At 57.5% G+C, this 16846-nt stretch carries 17 protein-coding genes and 2 tRNA genes; 8 read left to right on the plus strand and 11 right to left on the minus strand.

The genetic code is table 11. From position 1 onward, the window contains the following. Positions 1-12: 12 nt before the first annotated feature. Positions 13-981 (minus strand): alpha/beta hydrolase family protein, encoded by a 969-nt coding sequence (locus J5276_RS04110; RefSeq protein WP_112154002.1) that lies wholly within the window; start codon positions 979-981, stop codon positions 13-15. Between the two features lie 31 nt (positions 982-1012). Beyond that, positions 1013-3994 carry an excinuclease ABC subunit UvrB gene (uvrB, locus tag J5276_RS04115; RefSeq protein ID WP_112154001.1) on the minus strand — a complete coding sequence of 994 codons (2982 nt, stop codon included), beginning with the start codon at positions 3992-3994 and terminating at the stop codon, positions 1013-1015. Positions 3995-4235: 241 nt separating this feature from the next. On the opposite strand from uvrB, the gene J5276_RS04120 reads away from it, so the two are divergent. Next, entirely contained in the window at positions 4236-4589 is a 354-nt protein-coding gene (locus J5276_RS04120) for a DMT family protein (RefSeq protein WP_003513041.1), read from the plus strand. A 60-nt stretch (positions 4590-4649) separates the two neighbouring features. Here the strand turns inward: J5276_RS04120 and J5276_RS04125 are convergent, their stop codons facing one another. Then, positions 4650-5033, minus strand: a complete 384-nt coding sequence (locus J5276_RS04125) for a helix-turn-helix domain-containing protein (protein ID WP_112154000.1) — start codon at positions 5031-5033, stop codon at positions 4650-4652. 154 nt (positions 5034-5187) lie between these two features. Between J5276_RS04125 and J5276_RS04130 the strand changes: the two genes are divergently transcribed. Both J5276_RS04130 and J5276_RS04135 read left to right on the plus strand, forming a co-directional pair. Further along, positions 5188-5799: an NAD(P)-dependent oxidoreductase gene (locus tag J5276_RS04130; protein ID WP_209159545.1), complete on the plus strand. Its 612-nt coding sequence runs from the start codon at positions 5188-5190 to the stop codon at positions 5797-5799. Positions 5800-5811: 12 nt separating this feature from the next. Beyond that, positions 5812-6288 (plus strand): nuclear transport factor 2 family protein, encoded by a 477-nt coding sequence (locus tag J5276_RS04135; RefSeq protein ID WP_003513038.1) that lies wholly within the window; start codon positions 5812-5814, stop codon positions 6286-6288. 176 nt (positions 6289-6464) lie between these two features. Here J5276_RS04135 and J5276_RS04140 read toward each other — a convergent pair whose 3' ends face one another. The 5 genes from J5276_RS04140 to rlmB form a co-directional block, all read right to left on the minus strand. Next, positions 6465-7829 (minus strand): PepSY domain-containing protein, encoded by a 1365-nt coding sequence (locus J5276_RS04140; protein ID WP_112153999.1) that lies wholly within the window; start codon positions 7827-7829, stop codon positions 6465-6467. Between the two features lie 48 nt (positions 7830-7877). Continuing rightward, the gene (locus tag J5276_RS04145) at positions 7878-8294 is read right to left on the minus strand and encodes a DUF2946 family protein (RefSeq protein WP_003513036.1); all 417 of its coding nucleotides are present in this window, start codon (positions 8292-8294) and stop codon (positions 7878-7880) included. Between the two features lie 99 nt (positions 8295-8393). Then, complete coding sequence (locus J5276_RS04150) at positions 8394-8987, minus strand: hypothetical protein (protein ID WP_003513035.1); 594 nt, start codon at positions 8985-8987, stop codon at positions 8394-8396. Positions 8988-8993: 6 nt separating this feature from the next. Continuing rightward, positions 8994-9386: an acyl-CoA thioesterase gene (locus tag J5276_RS04155; protein WP_003513034.1), complete on the minus strand. Its 393-nt coding sequence runs from the start codon at positions 9384-9386 to the stop codon at positions 8994-8996. Between the two features lie 76 nt (positions 9387-9462). Next, the gene (gene rlmB, locus J5276_RS04160) at positions 9463-10350 is read right to left on the minus strand and encodes a 23S rRNA (guanosine(2251)-2'-O)-methyltransferase RlmB (RefSeq protein ID WP_003513033.1); all 888 of its coding nucleotides are present in this window, start codon (positions 10348-10350) and stop codon (positions 9463-9465) included. Between the two features lie 209 nt (positions 10351-10559). Here rlmB and J5276_RS04165 point away from each other — a divergent pair. Both J5276_RS04165 and J5276_RS04170 read left to right on the plus strand, forming a co-directional pair. Then, positions 10560-10644 (plus strand) — tRNA-Tyr (locus J5276_RS04165). A gap of 26 nt (positions 10645-10670) precedes the next feature. Beyond that, positions 10671-10744, plus strand: a tRNA-Gly gene (locus tag J5276_RS04170). A 69-nt stretch (positions 10745-10813) separates the two neighbouring features. Here the strand turns inward: J5276_RS04170 and J5276_RS04175 are convergent. Continuing rightward, positions 10814-11008: a hypothetical protein gene (locus J5276_RS04175; RefSeq protein WP_013636443.1), complete on the minus strand. Its 195-nt coding sequence runs from the start codon at positions 11006-11008 to the stop codon at positions 10814-10816. A gap of 119 nt (positions 11009-11127) precedes the next feature. Next, on the minus strand, positions 11128-11454 hold the full coding sequence (locus J5276_RS04180; protein WP_035251814.1) for a BA14K family protein: 327 nt from the start codon (positions 11452-11454) through the stop codon (positions 11128-11130). Between the two features lie 324 nt (positions 11455-11778). On the opposite strand from J5276_RS04180, the gene J5276_RS04185 reads away from it, so the two are divergent. Continuing rightward, positions 11779-12228 (plus strand): hypothetical protein, encoded by a 450-nt coding sequence (locus J5276_RS04185; protein WP_003513030.1) that lies wholly within the window; start codon positions 11779-11781, stop codon positions 12226-12228. 1055 nt (positions 12229-13283) lie between these two features. Here J5276_RS04185 and J5276_RS04190 read toward each other — a convergent pair. Further along, the gene (locus J5276_RS04190; RefSeq protein ID WP_003513029.1) at positions 13284-13916 is read right to left on the minus strand and encodes a TerC family protein; all 633 of its coding nucleotides are present in this window, start codon (positions 13914-13916) and stop codon (positions 13284-13286) included. Positions 13917-14348: 432 nt separating this feature from the next. On the opposite strand from J5276_RS04190, the gene tuf reads away from it, so the two are divergent. Further along, positions 14349-15524, plus strand: a complete 1176-nt coding sequence (gene tuf / locus J5276_RS04195; RefSeq protein ID WP_013636434.1) for an elongation factor Tu — start codon at positions 14349-14351, stop codon at positions 15522-15524. A 367-nt stretch (positions 15525-15891) separates the two neighbouring features. Beyond that, positions 15892-16698, plus strand: coding sequence for a glycosyltransferase family 2 protein (locus J5276_RS04200; protein ID WP_065702390.1), 807 nt, complete (start codon positions 15892-15894; stop codon positions 16696-16698). The last annotated feature ends 148 nt before the right edge of the window (positions 16699-16846 follow it).

The raw sequence follows: 16846 nt of genomic DNA on the forward strand, positions 1-16846 counted from the left end.
TCGAGTAGGCAGTCAATCTTTCCCAACGTCCGTTGCCTTGTCCCATTCCCCATCGATGAACTTCAGCGCGTCGATAATTGACACTTTCCACACTGACCAGACGTGATCGCCATCGGTGATCCGCAATTGGGATTTGCGATTGTCGGCCTGAAGCGTTTCGTGCAGGGCGATGGCGCCGCGCCAGAGGAAGAAGCCGTCGTCGTCGCCAACTGTCAGATAGGTGGCGGGCAAGTCTTGGCTTTCGGCGACGTGCTGTGCAACAAGGGTGAAGACGTTCTTCTCATTGAAGAGACTCGCATCGAAGGGCGTGCCGAAGGCGCCGGAGAAGTGATCGCCGGTGGAGGGCAGCACGATGCCGCTGGTGACGGTAGTGCGGTCGACGCGGTGGAAGAAGGCGCTGTCCTGAATGAGCTTGAGTTCCGCGGGCGTTTTGTCGAGATCGGAGGCGGGCACGTTCTGCCAGATCGCGCCGGACAGACTGGCGACTGCGCCATAGAGGTCTTCGTGGCCATAAGCCAGATGCAATGCGCCGAAACCGCCCATGGACAGCCCGGCGATGGCACGCCCTTCGCGATCTTTTCGCACCGGCAGCGTTTTTTCCACTTGATGGCGCAGATCGCCCGTCAGGGCCGTCTCGTAATCGCCGGGACCACCGACAGCGGCCGAATCCACATACCAACTGTTTTTAACGCCTGGCATGACGACAACCAGCGGGCGGATGGCGCCAGCCGCAATCAGCGTGTCCAGCGTCTTTTCGATATTGCCGAGATCCCGCCAGCTGTTCTGGTCACCATCATGGCCGTGCAGGAGATAAAGCACCGGCCAGCCGTTTTCCGGCGGCGTGCCATCCGGTCGGTAGATGTTGACGGGCAGCGGTGCGTTCAGGGCGGCGCTGTGGAAGGTGGCGTCCTCAATCTGCCCGGCAAGGACTGGGCTTGAGAAAAAGACGAGGCATAAGGCCGCCAGATTTTTTCGATGCATGCGGTGTCTATCCAGATTGCGCCGTTGCGCGTCAGCGACCGGGACGCCCCGTCTTCCCCTTCGTCCGGCTTTTGCGCTTCTGTTCGCCGGCATCCTCATAGGAACCCGCTCCGATCTTGCCGCGCACGAGGGGGCGGGGATCGTCCTTGGTTCGCTCAGGTTGGCCTTCCATGAGCGGTGAGAAACGTTTGCCGGTTTCCGTCTCGGGTTTGCCGGGAACTTCGCCACGCACCGGCTTCTCGGTGCGGCCAACGGTCATCTCGTCCAGCGTGTTCCTGCGGAACAGCGGCTTGCCCGTGTCCGAGCCGGGACCCATTTCGTCCAGCGAAGGTTTGGCGAAGAGAGATTTTCCACTTTCGTTTGCGGAAGCGGCACCGTCCTCTGTCCCGCCGGATATATCTCCCGCAAGAGGCGAGATCGACCCGTTGCGGGCGCTCGTTTCTTTTTTCTTGCTTCTGCCGCCACCCTCAAGCGATTTCGCCTCTTCCTTCGCCATCGGGTCGTCCATGACGGCGAGTTCGGTGGCCTTGAGGCGCTTGATTTCGTCGCGCAGGCGGGCGGCTTTTTCGAAGTCCAGATCGGCTGCGGCATCGCGCATGGATTTTTCCAGCGCGTTGAGATGGGACTGCAGATTGTTGCCGACCAGATGGCCGCCATCGGCGAAGCCTTTGCCGGAAACGCCTGAAATATCGGCCCTTACGTGATCACGCTCATAAACTGAATCAAGAATATCGGAGATCTTCGCCTTGACCGATTCCGGCGTGATGCCGTGTTCGGCGTTATAGGCCATCTGCTTTTCGCGGCGGCGGGAGGTTTCCTCCATCGCCCGCTTCATCGAGCCGGTGATATTGTCGGCATAAAGGATGACCTTGCCGTCGACGTTACGGGCGGCGCGGCCGATGGTCTGGATCAGCGAAGTTTCCGAACGCAGGAAGCCTTCCTTGTCGGCATCGAGGATCGCGACGAAACCGCATTCTGGAATATCGAGGCCTTCGCGCAGAAGGTTGATACCGACAAGCACGTCGAAGGCACCAAGGCGCAGGTCGCGGATGATCTCGATGCGTTCCAGCGTGTCGATATCCGAGTGCATGTAACGCACGCGAACGCCCTGTTCGTGCAGATATTCGGTCAGGTCTTCAGCCATGCGCTTGGTCAGCACGGTGCAGAGCGTGCGGTAACCCTTAGCGGCGGTCTCGCGAATTTCGCCGAGAACATCGTCCACCTGGCTGCGGGCGGAGCGCACCTCGACCGGCGGATCGATGAGTCCTGTCGGGCGGATGACCTGTTCGGCGAAGACGCCGCCGGCCTGTTCCATTTCCCACGAGCCGGGGGTGGCCGAAACCGCGACCGTCAGCGGCCGCATCGCATCCCATTCCTCAAAGCGCAACGGGCGGTTATCCATGCAGGAGGGAAGGCGGAAGCCATATTCGGCCAGCGTCGCCTTGCGCCTGAAGTCGCCGCGATACATGCCACCGATCTGGCTAACCGATACGTGGCTTTCGTCAATAAAAAGCAGCGCATTATCAGGGATATATTCGAACAGCGTCGGCGGCGGCTCACCGGGATTGCGGCCGGTGAGATAACGCGAATAGTTTTCGATACCGGCGCAGGAGCCGGTCGCCTCCAGCATTTCGATGTCGTAACGCGTGCGCTGTTCCAGCCGCTGGGCTTCCAGCAAGCGTCCCGCCTTTTCCAGCTCGGCGAGGCGGACCCTCAGCTCTTCCTTGATCGACTTGATCGCGCCGTTCAGCGTCGGGCGCGGGGTGACATAGTGCGAATTGGCGTAGATCTTGACGGATTGCAGATCGCCGGTTTTCTGGCCGGTCAGCGGGTCGAATTCGGTAATGGAATCGATTTCGTCGCCGAACATCGAGATGCGCCAGGCGGCATCCTCAAGGTGGGCAGGGAAGATTTCGATGGTATCGCCGCGCACGCGGAAGGAGCCGCGCTGGAAATCCATGTCGCGGCGCTTGTATTGCTGGGCCACAAGGTCGGCCAGAAGCTGGCGCTGGTCCAGCCGGTCGCCCACCTGCATCTGGAAGGTCATGGCTGTATAGGTTTCCACCGAGCCAATACCATAGATGCAGGAAACCGAAGCGACGATGATGCAGTCGTCGCGTTCCAGCAGCGAGCGGGTGGCGGAGTGACGCATCCGGTCGATCTGTTCGTTGATCGAGGATTCCTTCTCGATGAAGGTGTCGGAGCGCGGCACATAGGCTTCCGGCTGATAATAATCGTAATATGAGACGAAGTACTCTACCGCATTGTCGGGGAAGAAGTTCTTGAACTCGGAATAGAGCTGTGCCGCCAGCGTCTTGTTGGGCGCAAGGATGACGGCCGGGCGCTGGGTTGCCTCGATCACCTTGGCCATGGTGAAGGTTTTGCCGGAGCCGGTGACGCCGAGCAGGACTTGGCTGCGCTCGCCGGAATTGATGCCTTCCACGAGATCGGCAATCGCCGTCGGCTGGTCGCCTGCCGGTTGATACTCCGAGTCCATGCGGATTGTAACGCCGCCTTCGGATTTCGGCGGACGCGCCGGCCGGTGCGGCGTCCACATCTTGCCGTCCTTGAACAGCGGATTGCCGCTCTCGATAAGCGCCGATAGTGCCTCAACGGTGGCGGTGACGGCACCCGGTGCAAGATTGGCCGCCTCCTCCAGGGAAACGTCCATGCCAGCCACGGGATTGAGACCGGCGGCGGCGCGGGTTTTTGGATCGCTCGACGCGCCGATGGAAACGCCGCGCGCTGTCTTGGAAGCCGTGGTGTTTTTAGCCGTTTTGTTGGCCGCTTTTTCCGCTTCCTTGCGCGCTTCGATCTCGATCTTCTTGCGGTGCTTGCCAGCTTTCGAGGCGACTTCGCGCTGGGTCTCCACCGAGCCGGCTTCGGCTTCCGCCTCGAGCTGCTTTACCCAATCGGCAACGCTGCCGCTGAGCGGCGCGCCTTCGAACGACGATTGCGGAGCTTCCTCGAAGCCGGAATTCGAGGGTTTGGAATTTTTGGGTGATCTGGCCATGCGCGAAATATGGAGGGAGTCACGCGCAAAGGGAAGGGGAGGCCAAGAAAAAATGAGTACAAAAAGGAAACGAAGCGCGGGGAACAAAATTTGGCCGGATACGTTGCATAGCGGCCGAATACGCTTTGATAGAAACCGGTTCCGTTTCATACGGCGGTAAGTTAAAGCAAAGACAAAAATGACGGTTGCGTTTTCAAACTGCCTTTCGTGACATCCCTCCCTTCTTCATTCAGGAACAATCATGCCGTTCTCGATCAGCCCTGCCCACATCTGGCCTGTCCTGATGCTCATCGTCTCCAATGTTTTCATGACTTTCGCCTGGTATGGGCATCTCAAGCATAAGGGCAGCGCACTATTCCTTGCGATTGTCGCAAGCTGGGGCATCGCTTTCTTCGAATACATGCTCGCAGTCCCCGCGAACCGCATGGGATCGGAGGTCTATTCGACCGCGCAGCTCAAGACCATTCAGGAAGTTATCACGCTTGCGGTCTTTGCGCTGTTCTCGGTCTTCTGGCTGAAGGAAAGCATCACGATCAACCACGTGATCGGTTTTGCGCTCATCGCTTTCGGCGCTTCCTTCATCTTCCGCTCCTGATCGCCACAGGGCCTTTCTATTGCCGTGGCGGACAGGTTTCGCACGGCACGAGGAACGGTATTACGATCCCGTTCCTCCATTGGCATAGTCCAACCGCGCCGTACAAATGCGGACGTGGTTCTCGTCCGCCCACTGCACCAGCAATTGCATCGGCACCAGAAACGAACGGCCGAGATTGGTCAGTTCGTATTCCACGCGCGGCGGCACCTGCGCATAGAGCGTGCGGCGAATGAAACCGTCTTCCTCCAGCCGTTTCAGCGTGCGTGACAACATCTGCTTGGAAATATCGTCGATCTTGCGATTCAGTTCGTTGAAACGCAGAACCCCGCCCTGAAGCGCTTCCAGAACCAGCAGGCTCCATTGATCGCCGATGCGATCCAGCACGTCGCGGATGGGGCAGGGCTGGTCGAAGGCGAAGGTTTCCTTGGTTTGCGTATCCGGCATTTTCCCTGCTCTTTCCATTTTCGTGCCCTTTCAGGTCATCGCCGTGTGACCTGATCAGCGTCGGCTGACTTCTTGCAGCCGGGGCTGCGATACCATAGCTTCCCCTAGCGGTCTATTATCTAGACCTACAACGATGCCTATAAAGGAAAAAGCCATGGCTAAAATCGCGCTCATCGGAGCCTCCGGCAATGCCGGATCCCGTATTCTGAAGGAACTTTCCGACCGGGGGCACCAGGTGACGGCGATCGCCCGCAACCCTGAAAAGATCGCCAGCCTGCCGAACGTAGTGGCAAAAAAGGGCGATGTCTTCGATCAGGCAGGGCTTTCGGAACTGCTTAAGGATCACGATGCCGTGATCAGCGCCGTGCACTTCACTGCGAGCGATCCGGTGACGCTGATCGAGGCCGTCCGTGCCTCGGGCGTTTCCCGTTATCTCGTCGTGGGTGGCGCCGGCAGCCTTGAAATTGCGCCGGGCCAGCGCGTGGTTGACCTGCCGGACTTCCCGGCCGCCTACAAGGCAGAGGCGACCAAGGGAGCGGAGTTTCTGGACCGTCTGAAAGGGGAAAAGCAGCTCGACTGGACCTTCCTGTCGCCATCGGCCGAATTTGTGCCGGGGGAAAGAACGGGCAAATTCCGTATCGGCAAGGACAGCCTTTTGAGCAACGAAGCTGGCAGCCGCATTTCCTTTGAAGACTACGCCATCGCGCTTGTCGATGAAATCGAAAAGCCGCAGCATTCTCGCCAGCGTTTCACCGTCGGTTACTGAGAGGTCTCATCCATGAATTTCATGACACGTCGTCTTGCCATCGCTGCTCTTGCCCTCGCGCCCGCGCTGATGGCCGCGCCCGTTCTGGCGGAAACCGCAAAGCGCGATCTGGTTCAGGAAGAAGCCAACCGCAAGCTGGTGATCGATTTTTACGACACCGTCTTCAACAAGCACGAGGTGGCGAAGGGCGCTGCCGTCATCGTCGACAGCTACAAACAGCACAATCCGATGGTGCCTGATGGCAAGAAGCCATTCGTCGACTATTTCACCGGCTTCTTCAAGGAAAACCCGCAGGCGAAATCCCGGATCGTGCGTAGCGCCACGGATGGAGATCTGGTTTATCTGCACATCCATTCCACGGATAAAGAGGGTGCTCGCGGAGCCGCCATCGTCGATATTTTCAGGGTCACCGACGGCAAGATCACCGAACATTGGGACGTGATCCAGCCGGTTCCGGAAAAGGCTGCAAACAAGAATACGATGTTCTAGAGCATTTCCAGTAAAAGTGCGTAGCGGTTTTACGTCTGGAAAATTCGTAGAAACAAACAGTTAGAGCACGTCAAGCAATTCTGTTTCAACAGGACGTGCTCTAAGGCCAAGCTTCTGCCAACCGCCCGGAATTCAGAAGGACACGGCCGGGGGATATCTCCCGGCCGTGTTTTTTGTCAGGCAGCGCGTTGTTTTTCGCGGGACTGCACGATCAGATCCAGAACAAGCATCACCAGCAGGCTTGCGCCAACCAGCGGGAACATGATGCCGCCGATGGCCAGCAGCGCCAGCAGGCCGCGCAAGACGCGTTTATCCTGCGGCAATGGTGGCACGCCGAGCGAACCTCTGGGGCGTCGTTTCCACCACATGATGCCGGCGGAAACGGCAAGCAGGACGATGCCGACACAGGCTGCCAGCAACACGATCTGGTTGGCGAGGCCGAATTGCTGGCCCATATGCACGTTGATCCCCCATTCCAGCACCTTTCCAAGCGGACCGTAGTCGGAATAGCTCATGTCGATCAGCGGTTTGCCGCTATATTGATCGAGATGGACGACGCGCTGCTTTGAAAGGTCATCGGGATAGACGGAGCCGCTATAGACGCCTGTCGGTTTGGTCGGCAGCACGACGGTATAACCAAGGGTAAGACCGAGCCCGTCGAAACGCGCGATGGCTGCATCTATGCCGATTGGTTGCCCGGTGGCGGATGCGGTGGATTCCGGTACTTTCGCCTGCTCCAGCGACCAGCTGGTCTTGGCCATGTGATCGAGATGCTCGCCGGACATTGGAACATCGGTCCGCACGCCTGCCGGATATCCGAAATTGCTGCCGTTTGCCCATTCGTTGACCTTGGCGCCCCACACGCCCGACCAGGGCATTCCGGTGACTGCGAGAAATACGGTGAAAAAGCCAACGAAAATGCCGGTGACGGCATGGGTATCGCGCCAGAAGACGCGGTTTTTCGGCGTGCCGCGCACGGTCAAGACACCGCCGCTCTGCTTCCTAGGCCACCACAGATAGATGCCGGTGGCGACGAGCAGGATGGACCAGCCGGCGGCAATCTCGATCAGATAGCGGGTATAGGTGCCGAAATATTTCAGGCTGTGGATGTATCGGATCGTCCACATGATGGTGCCACGATCCGGCAGTGAACCGGCAACCTGCCCGGTATAGGTGTTGACGTAGACGGCGCGTTTCCCTTCGCTCGTACTGACGGTAATTTCCGTCGAGGCACCCGGATCGCCTGGCGTGGTGTATTTCACCGCAGTGCCGGGAACGGCCGCAACGGCTGCGGCGAGAATATCGGAGGGGAGTGCTTTCGGCACGTTCTGCGCCACTTCGATGCGCTTCAGGTCCGAATGAATGAGATTGTCGAATTCGTCCCGGAACAGATAGAGCGCACCGGTGACGGCCAGCGATATCAGAAAGGGCAGTACAAAAAGGCCAGCGTAGAAGTGCCAGCGCCATACGGCGCGGTACAGGTTGACGGACGAGGATTGCGCAGGCGCGCGCTCGCCCTCGAAAGAGGTCGTAACGGACATGGATGTCTCCGCAGAAAAGTTGATTATCCGGCAGGGCCGGATCGCTCTTTACATTTGCAGAGAGGGAGGCGGTGCGCGTGGGCGCGATTCCAGATTGGGTGGTGGCGGCGGCAATGCCGTGTCGCGGTCGAGAAAGTCGACTTCGACGACCCGGACGATGCCGTCCGCACGCTCCACGGGAGTAACGGGAAGAGCGGCGATGGTAACGGAGGCCAGACGGCAGAGCGTGCCGCAGCAATTGTCGGCGAGCTTGCCCGCAGGGTTGGAGGCCGGGTTCGGTTTGCCCGAACCGCCTTCGGGCATGTGGCTGGAACAGATGATCTCACCGGTCGCCAGCGCGGCTGAGGCCATATTGCCGCTGGTCAGGCCATTCACGAGCCCTTGCAGGAGAAAAAGCAGGACCGCCAGCGTGGCGATGGCGCCAGCCGAACTTCTGTCCTGCATTATCCTGCGAATGAATCCCATTGCAGCGAAATGCCATATTTATCGGGCCGTGTCACCGCGACACGATGGCGAAAGACGAGGCCTGTTTTCAATTATCACCCGGCGTAGGGATGGGAATGTTCAGGCCAGCAGGTCGTAGGTCCTGAATATCCAGACTACCTGATAAATCAGGGCGAAAATGACGAGAAACCTGTGAAAGCGTCGGTTGCCGATGAAAGCTGCCAGTGTGAACAGAACGACGTAAATAGCGGTGCGGATGAGATATTCAGCGCCCAGCGAGGAGAGGTAGTCCTGTCCCTTCAGCAGCGTATCGCCTATATCCGTGACGAAAAGTGCGGCGAGAAACGCGAAGAACCAGCTTTTACGGGAAAAGAAATAGTCCTCGTATCCCTTGTATTCCTTCATGTCTGAGGGGAACAGCAACACGCACAGGAAATAGAACAGCGAGCAGAACAGGATCAGGAACAGGAACGCGCCGAAGCCGAGGACGTGGCTGGTGGCGGAAAGCCGGTGTTCCCACCACCAGAAATGCACGAGCATCAGAAACAGGAACGCCACCCAGCCGATATGCAGGGGATAGATGCGCTCCTTCTTGGGATGCTGCACGAAACCGGCAAGGCCGGTCAGCAAGCGGGCGAGGCTGAGGCCGACCACCATGCCCATGACGGCGCGGATATGCGCATAGGCTTCCGCGGCGTTGACGGCGGCCTCCATCGCACCCTACTCCGTCGGAGGGATGGGCGTCGGCTGCCCGTTTTCGTCCATCGCCACCATGATAAAGGTTCCGGCGGTGACTTTTTCCAGCTTGTCGTAACGGGAGCGCTGCGCCCAGGCCTCGACCGTCAGCGTGATGGAGGTGCGGCCGAGCCGGGCGATATCGGTGTAGATGGACAGCGTGTCGCCGATCTTCACCGGCAACTCGAAAGCCATTTCCTTGACCGCCGCAGTGACCACGCGACAGCGAGACCGCTCCGCGGCGCGGATGCCGCTGGCCAAGTCCATCTGGGACATGACCCAGCCGCCGAAAATATCACCGGCCGGATTGGCGTCGGCCGGCATTGCGAGCGTCCGCAGCGTCAGCTCGCCGGTCGGTTTGATGGGCAGGTCGGTCATGTCGAGATTTGCTCCTTGCGAATGTCAAAGGCGCAGCATGCGTTGCGCTTTGTGATTTCGCAAGGAAGGGTAAGCGTCAGGACGACGCTTTGCCCAGAAATTGCTGCGTTGCATAAAGGGCGATGGCTGCCGCATTCGATACGTTGAGCGATTTGATCTCGCCCGGCATATCGAGACGGGCGAGCGCCGAAACGGTTTCGCGGGTCTTCTGGCGCAGCCCCTTGCCTTCGGCTCCCAGCACCAGGGCGATCTTTGCGCCGGTGAAGGTTTGCTCGATGGGGGCGGGGCCTTCCGAATCCAGACCGACCGAGAAGAAGCCAAGCTTGTGCAGCTCGCCCAATGTATCGGCAAGGTTGGTGATCTGGATATAGGGAATGAGTTCCAGTGCGCCGGACGCAGACTTCGCAAGCACGCCAGACTCCGTCGGGCTATGGCGAATGGTAGTGATGACGGCGCCGGCGTTGAAGGCGACCGCCGAGCGCATGATGGCGCCGACATTGTGCGGGTCGGTAACCTGATCGAGCACGAGGATCAACGGGCTTTTCTTCAGCGCATCGAGTTTCTTGACCGGAAGCGGCCTGGTTTCCAGCATCACGCCCTGATGGATCGCCTCGGGGCCGAGCACCTTGTCGATATCCTGCGGTGAGACAATCTCTACCGGGAAGGGCTGCGCATCCGCTTCGCCGATATCCAGACGCGCAAAGGCATTCAGGGTAACCGACAGCTTGATGAGTTGCCGTTCGGGATTGGAAAGCGCCGCACGCACGGTATGCAGGCCGTAAAGGTGGACCTGATCCGGCGCAAGCTGCGGCGGCTTCCAGTCTTCCGCGCCACGATTCCGGCGCTTCGGCTGCTGCGGGGTCGGAATTTCGCCCCTCTCGCGTTTGGCATCGCGCACAGCACGGCGCAGGGTGGCGTAGTGCGTGTCGCGGGTGGATTTGTCGTTTGGATCGTCTTTGCTCATGGCGCCTTATATCTCCGGGATGCGACGCACACCAGCCCCCGCGATAATCCACAGGCCTGCAAAGAGGTTTGAATTTTTTCCCGAAAATTCGTGAAACGGCGTGTTGACAGAAGCGAACGAGGCCGTCATATACGCGCCACAGACGACGCAACGGCGCTTCGCCGGAGAGAAATCTGAAGAGCTTGGTTGCTCGATCCTAGCAGATAGCTGGAGGGATGCCCGAGTGGTTAAAGGGGACGGACTGTAAATCCGTTGGCTACGCCTACGTTGGTTCAAATCCAACTCCCTCCACCATTCTGCGCAGGATCAAAATCACCACCGCGGGTATAGCTCAATGGTAGAGCAGCAGCCTTCCAAGCTGAATACGCGGGTTCGATTCCCGCTACCCGCTCCAAAACTTCTCAAAAAGATCGATAATTTTGCCTCGCGCCGATGTGCAGACTCCAATCAGCGTTGGCTGTTTTCAGCTCGCCTCCAAGGCCGACTGAATCCGCATTTTCTCTGCGTCGAGCTCGCTTAACCTCACCATATGCGCCGTAATTTTCTCAAAGATCGAGGTGCGATCTGCGGTCGACAGGCGTTCAGTGTGGCGCAGGGCAGTAATGACCTCGATCAGATCAAGTCGCTCTTGCTCAAGTTTTTCAAGATTCCACATCATCGCGTTTCCTCGCTGGCACGCGCTTCAAACGGCCAACCCGGACAAAGGTTCAGGTCAATAGAATTTAAAGTAAATTTTATCTTATTGGCTGGGACGCGGTGCGCTGGGGCACGGCTGAATCAATCCGGTGAACGACATTGCGTCCGTATGCCGGCGGCTGCCATATAGCTGTTGTCGGTTGGATGGTATGATGCGTAACGCGCTGCACACCATTTTACGTGGTTTATTTCCGATTCTGAGAGGGCGTAACCGTTGGATGACGCCTCTTCACCCTTGCCCGCGGCAAAGGCGGATGCGGGATAGCCGCGACCGTCGGAATTCTGCGCCTGCTCCTGTTGTTCGTAGGCCGGCTGTATGAGGCTCAGCGCACTGGCGGGCAAGGTTGAAGCGGTAGATATTGCGACGCCAAGAGCGAGCGCGGAGATAGTCTTCGGCATCCTCAACATCGATAAATCCTCGTTATTCGTTCGAGATGCTAACGAAAATTAAGGAATTTCGTTCCGACGCAGGGTTGACGTCACACGAATACGTGATTCGTTGTGCGGTGCTTGCCGTCGTTCGCGTTGCAAGGCGGAGATGCCCCCGGCGGCGGGCTGATTGTGGATATCCATGGTCACTGTGTGATGCCGTCCTCACCGCGAAAACGCCACGCCCGATGAGCACATTTTGCTCCCCGCCAATTCGACTTTCAGTGCTTGTTGCACTGCTCGTTGACAAGCGGAAAGTCCGGTCGGATAGTCTGCCGGCAATCATGCACACGGGAGTCTTCGATGATCAACAGGGTTGTAATTCTCTCATCCTTAGCGCTGCTCGCATCGGCGGCGTTTGTCTCCCCCGCAGCGGCGCTCACCATGAAAGAGTGCAGCGTGAAATACCAGGCGGCGAAAGCCGACGGGTCCGCGAAGGACGTCAAGTGGAACGACTATCGCGCCAAGTTCTGCGGTAGCGATGCTGCTGCCGAAAGCGCGGCCGACGACAAGCAAGTTGCGGCTACCACCGACAAAGAACCCGAAAAGGCGACGATAAAGGCTCCGAAGAGCGTCGTATTTCCGAGTGCTGTCGATAAGAAATATTCAAGCGAGACTCCTGGCAAGGCCCGCCTGAAGACCTGCGTCGATTCTTATCGTAAGAACAAGGATGACGGCACGCTCGGCGATCTCAAGTGGATTCAGAAGGGTGGCGGTTACTGGAGCCTGTGCAATACGGCTTTGAAGAGCTGACGCGCTTTTTTGGGGCGGCGGCTGATCGCCGTTGCCCCAGCAATGACGCGTCATCAGACATCATACCGAAGGACTTAATTTGTCGATTCGGTTGACCGGAGCGTGTCTGAGCCACGTCCAGAACGACGTGCGGTTTTTCCTGTGCCCTGCAAATCCTGCGGCAAGCGTGGCCCAGCGTTTTCACGCTTACCGGCGGGTTGATATTCACATGGTCAGGCAACCCCGGTTTCGGGCGGGTAAAATCTGCGAATGGTTTGCGATTCAGCATCTTGATAGAAAGAGTTGATCTTGCGGCTTGATCCGCATCCAGCAATCAAACGGTTACGGCTGTCCCGTGGCGGCTGGCCGGCAATGTGGGCGGATGACCAGACGATTTCGAAACTACCTCGCCGTACTCGCCATATCACTACTGATGTGGACGTTGGTGCTTGGCGTCATTTATTGGCTGTTTCGATAGGTCTTGCCGCAGCTTCAGAGCCGAAATGAACCCGCTTCAATGCATATGTTTGGCGGCATAACCACGACATCCCTTCGCGGCTGATATTCGGCAAATCTTGCCAACAAAGAATGGACGTTGCCCCCGAAGGAGCGGCGGCAGGGCGGTTTTGGGAAACCTTGCCATGCCGCCGGTCAGCGTTGAATTGCGCGCAGCGCGTTCAGCCTAGAACGAGCGCTGTTAAGAGCGCCAGCAGGATTAGTGAGCTTGCAACAGCGCCCAGCTTCATCCTGCGAAGGCGGCGGGTGCGACCGCCGGTCCAGTCATAAGCCATTGGCAGCTTTACCTTTCTTTTTATTTTTATGACTTATTAACTAGCTCACTAGGCTTGCCCGTGGCTGACCTCAATTGCCAAAATCCATAGGCAAAAAATCACGATTTCCCTGTCTTATCCGAATGTTGCAGCGGACGCGGAGACCGATTCCCCTGTGCGCCGATTTCACCTGCGCGTGCGCTTGCAATGCTGTGCAGGCAAGGGTGCATTTGTGTGGGTATGAAAAGAAAAGGCCCGGAAACTCTCGTTTCCAGGCCTTTCGGGACGAATATGTGACTGCCAGTCTCAGCCGAAATAAGGCTTGATGTAGGGCAGGACTTCGATCACGCCGTGATACAGCATGTTGAGCGCCACATAGATGATGACCATCAGGCCAAGATACGAAATCCAGCGGTAGCGGTGCAGCAACTTGGCGACGAAATTGGCGGCAAGTCCCATGAGGGCGATCGAGACGACGAGACCGATGATCAGCACCGTGACATGGTCCTGCGCGGCACCGGCGACGGCAAGCACGTTGTCCAGCGACATGGACACATCGGCGATGACGATCTGGGTTGCGGCCTGAAAGAAGGTCTTGTGACCTTTGGTCAGGTCAGCCTCTTCGTCCGTCACCTCGTCTTCGATGGAGCCTGCGGCTTCGCGCAGTTCGGACCACATCTTCCAGCAAACCCAGGCAAGCAGAAGCCCGCCGAAGAGTTGAAGCCCGACAATGGAGAGAAGCTGCACGGTGACGGCGGCAAAGCCGATGCGCAATACGGTGGCGGCGATGATGCCGACCAGGATCGCCTTGCGGCGAAGGTGGGCGGGAAGACCGGCAGCGGCAAGGCCGATGACGATGGCATTGTCGCCTGCGAGAACGAGATCGATCGCGATGACTTGCATGAATGCCGTGAAGCCGGCGGCTGTGAAGATTTCCATTGAGCGGTCCTGAAACGGATGTAATTTCGCGCCGGAGAGCGCGGCTGATCAATATGTGGCATAGAGGTTTTGCGCCTGGGCGCATCGTCCCGCTCGCCCGTCTCCCCCCGGAGATGAAATTTCCTTAAGCCATGATGAGGGTCCAGGTAAAGAAGTTGTGATAAAGAAAAAGCTTATTTAACGATCCGATTGTGCGAAGAGGGGTGCAGGCAGGGTCCCGTCCGTGCGTCCCGTCTTGCCGTCGCGTGGGAAGGCTGAGCCAGCTTTGAATATCGCGCGGAACGCACCATATATGCACCTTGAGGCGCGCCTTAGGCGTGCGCGACCGTGCTTTGACAATTAAGTCTTGCGCATTCGCTTACAAAGCCTTAAACGGCGACACCAAACCGGTTCGCCGGGAAAACTACTTCACGTTCACAGGAAGCAATTCACATGGCAAAGAGCAAGTTTGAGCGCAATAAGCCGCACGTCAACATTGGCACGATCGGTCACGTCGACCACGGCAAGACGTCGTTGACTGCTGCGATCACGAAGTATTTCGGCGAGTTCAAGGCGTACGACCAGATCGACGCTGCTCCTGAAGAAAAGGCTCGCGGCATCACGATCTCGACGGCGCACGTCGAATACGAAACGCCGAACCGTCACTACGCACACGTCGACTGCCCCGGCCACGCCGACTACGTGAAGAACATGATCACCGGTGCTGCCCAGATGGACGGCGCGATCCTGGTTTGCTCTGCAGCTGACGGCCCGATGCCGCAGACGCGCGAGCACATCCTGCTTGCTCGCCAGGTTGGCGTTCCGGCGATCGTCGTGTTCCTCAACAAGGTCGACCAGGTTGACGACGCCGAGCTTCTCGAGCTCGTCGAACTGGAAGTTCGCGAACTTCTGTCGTCCTACGACTTCCCGGGCGACGATATCCCGATCGTCAAGGGTTCGGCACTTGCTGCTCTTGAAGATTCCGACAAGAAGATCGGTGAAGACGCAATCCGCGAGCTGATGGCTGCTGTTGACGCCTACATCCCGACGCCTGAGCGTCCGATCGACCAGCCGTTCCTGATGCCGATCGAAGACGTGTTCTCGATCTCTGGCCGTGGTACGGTTGTGACGGGTCGCGTTGAGCGCGGTATCGTCAAGGTTGGTGAAGAAGTCGAAATCGTCGGCATTCGTCCGACGTCGAAGACGACGGTTACCGGCGTTGAAATGTTCCGCAAGCTGCTCGACCAGGGCCAGGCTGGCGACAACATCGGTGCTCTCGTTCGCGGCGTTACCCGTGACGGCGTTGAGCGTGGCCAGATCCTGTGCAAGCCGGGTTCGGTCAAGCCGCACAAGAAGTTCATGGCAGAAGCCTACATCCTGACGAAGGAAGAAGGCGGCCGTCATACGCCGTTCTTCACGAACTACCGTCCGCAGTTCTACTTCCGTACGACTGACGTTACCGGTATCGTTTCGCTTCCAGAAGGCACGGAAATGGTTATGCCTGGCGACAACGTGACTGTTGAAGTCGAGCTGATCGTTCCGATCGCGATGGAAGAAAAGCTGCGCTTCGCTATCCGCGAAGGCGGCCGTACCGTCGGCGCCGGCATCGTCGCTTCTATTGTCGAGTAATTTTCGACAGACGGCGGTTTCGCCGGATTTAAAAATCTAGTTCTAAAACGGCGGTGTCTCCGGCACCGCCGTTTTTTTTATGTAAAAATCGAATTCTGTAAATTTATATAGTTGAAAGATTCATATATTTTTATTATGTGAGTATAAATTCTGATATTTTACTTATTTTATGCGTATATTATGCGTATATTATGCGTATATTATGCGTTATATTTAAGATAATTGTAATTTATGATTTATTATTATGTAATTTTATTTGTATTTAGCGACGTAATTCGCCTGTAACTCGTTTGACGTAGATGAAACTATATTAATTAGCGCTTGGCTGGCTTGTTTTCATCGGCCAGTTTTCTTCCGAGACGACTTCATGTCCGATTTAACTGTTGTGCTCACCAGCTGCCGCCGTCCTGATCTTCTCATCGGAACTCTCGATAGCTTCTTCTCTACTAATGATTACCCGCTACGGGAATTTATCATTATCGAGGACTCTGACGACGAATCGGTGTGGGCGATTCCGGCGCGGTATCCAGAGCAACCGATCCGCGTCATTTTGAACGGCGTCAACATTGGGCAGCACCGCTCTATCGACCGGGCATATTCGGAAGTGCAAACCCCTTACATCCTGCATCTCGAAGACGACTGGGCATTTCCTGTTTCTAAGGTTGTGGGCAGGGGCATCGAAATACTGAAGCGGGACCCGCAGGTGGCGCTCGTTCAACTCAGAACCGATGACGACATGCCCCGTGACATTCGACGCAAGGCGCAGTCAGTTGAAGATTTAGGGTATTGGCGAATACCGCCGACCGCGCATCGTGTCTGGCATAGCTTCACCTTCAATCCGACCGTCAAGCGGTTGTCCTGCTATAAAAAACTACCGCAAGGTTATGCCGGCTTCCGGACAGAGGCGGAAATTAGTATCTTTTATAAGGATCAGGGCGCGATCATGGCGTGGTTGGCCGAAACCGGCGTTAGCCATTCGGGATTTGGCCGCAGCAATTATGGTCTTAAGAAACGCCGTGGTTGGCGCGGTGTGGCGCAAGAGCTCGACAGATTCTTTTCGCTGGCGACAGTCCGTAAATGGCGGCGTTCGGTGACGCGCAACGTCGCACACTTCAAGCGCAAGTATCGGGAGCGTCAGTTGATCAGGTCCGATCGCAGTGCGCTTGAGCCGTAAAAGATTAAAGGTCGGTTGCGAAAGTATCAAACCAGCGCATTTGGATGCCGCAAAGGGGTTCGTTGAGGTGACGGGCTTGGGGGTAACCGGTTAAGCGGCCGAGGAAAAAACGTGGCGGGGAGGGCGTCAACAGTTTCTTCCGAAAGCG

The organism is Agrobacterium sp. S7/73 (assembly GCF_019355535.1).
Classification (GTDB): Bacteria; Pseudomonadota; Alphaproteobacteria; order Rhizobiales; family Rhizobiaceae; genus Agrobacterium; species Agrobacterium tumefaciens.

Excerpts from the sequence above, each read along its gene's own strand:
- rlmB (WP_003513033.1), bottom strand. The coding sequence starts at position 10,350 with ATGAGCAAAGACGATCCAAACGACAAATCCACCCGCGACACGCACTAC.
- J5276_RS04185 (WP_003513030.1), top strand. The coding sequence starts at position 11,779 with ATGATCAACAGGGTTGTAATTCTCTCATCCTTAGCGCTGCTCGCATCG.
- J5276_RS04150 (WP_003513035.1), bottom strand. The coding sequence starts at position 8,987 with ATGGAGGCCGCCGTCAACGCCGCGGAAGCCTATGCGCATATCCGCGCC.
- J5276_RS04145 (WP_003513036.1), bottom strand. The coding sequence starts at position 8,294 with ATGGGATTCATTCGCAGGATAATGCAGGACAGAAGTTCGGCTGGCGCC.
- J5276_RS04200 (WP_065702390.1), top strand. The coding sequence starts at position 15,892 with ATGTCCGATTTAACTGTTGTGCTCACCAGCTGCCGCCGTCCTGATCTT.
- J5276_RS04140 (WP_112153999.1), bottom strand. The coding sequence starts at position 7,829 with ATGTCCGTTACGACCTCTTTCGAGGGCGAGCGCGCGCCTGCGCAATCC.
- J5276_RS04120 (WP_003513041.1), top strand. The coding sequence starts at position 4,236 with ATGCCGTTCTCGATCAGCCCTGCCCACATCTGGCCTGTCCTGATGCTC.
- J5276_RS04155 (WP_003513034.1), bottom strand. The coding sequence starts at position 9,386 with ATGACCGACCTGCCCATCAAACCGACCGGCGAGCTGACGCTGCGGACG.
- J5276_RS04135 (WP_003513038.1), top strand. The coding sequence starts at position 5,812 with ATGAATTTCATGACACGTCGTCTTGCCATCGCTGCTCTTGCCCTCGCG.
- uvrB (WP_112154001.1), bottom strand. The coding sequence starts at position 3,994 with ATGGCCAGATCACCCAAAAATTCCAAACCCTCGAATTCCGGCTTCGAG.
- J5276_RS04130 (WP_209159545.1), top strand. The coding sequence starts at position 5,188 with ATGGCTAAAATCGCGCTCATCGGAGCCTCCGGCAATGCCGGATCCCGT.
- J5276_RS04110 (WP_112154002.1), bottom strand. The coding sequence starts at position 981 with ATGCATCGAAAAAATCTGGCGGCCTTATGCCTCGTCTTTTTCTCAAGC.
- J5276_RS04175 (WP_013636443.1), bottom strand. The coding sequence starts at position 11,008 with ATGATGTGGAATCTTGAAAAACTTGAGCAAGAGCGACTTGATCTGATC.
- tuf (WP_013636434.1), top strand. The coding sequence starts at position 14,349 with ATGGCAAAGAGCAAGTTTGAGCGCAATAAGCCGCACGTCAACATTGGC.
- J5276_RS04180 (WP_035251814.1), bottom strand. The coding sequence starts at position 11,454 with ATGTTGAGGATGCCGAAGACTATCTCCGCGCTCGCTCTTGGCGTCGCA.
- J5276_RS04125 (WP_112154000.1), bottom strand. The coding sequence starts at position 5,033 with ATGCCGGATACGCAAACCAAGGAAACCTTCGCCTTCGACCAGCCCTGC.
- J5276_RS04190 (WP_003513029.1), bottom strand. The coding sequence starts at position 13,916 with ATGGAAATCTTCACAGCCGCCGGCTTCACGGCATTCATGCAAGTCATC.